This window comes from Exiguobacterium sp. s64 (assembly GCF_018618035.1).
Classification (GTDB): domain Bacteria; phylum Bacillota; class Bacilli; order Exiguobacteriales; family Exiguobacteriaceae; genus Exiguobacterium; species Exiguobacterium mexicanum_A.
On sequence record NZ_JACSLH010000031.1, the window covers coordinates 1 to 228 of the forward strand.

The following is a 228-nucleotide window of genomic DNA, read 5'->3' on the forward strand; positions in this document are numbered from 1 at the left end:
ACCCCCAACTACTTTCGGCGCTGAAGCGCTTAACTTCCGTGTTCGGCATGGGAACGGGTGTGGCCGCTTCGCTATCGCCACCAGACAAGTATTATATTAACATTATTTAGTCATAACGTCAATAATTTTTAAGAGATTATTCTCTCAAAACTGAAGACTCATCAATTCACTCAAACCGTTAGACTAGATCAAAGCCTCGACCGATTAGTATCATTCAGCTCCACACGT

Annotated in this window: 1 rRNA gene; it reads right to left on the bottom strand. The window is 43.0% G+C overall.

What is annotated here, in order from left to right:
• Positions 1-85: ribosomal RNA gene (rrf, locus tag KNP64_RS14780) — 5S ribosomal RNA — on the bottom strand; the annotation flags it as partial.
• Positions 86-228 lie beyond the last annotated feature (143 nt).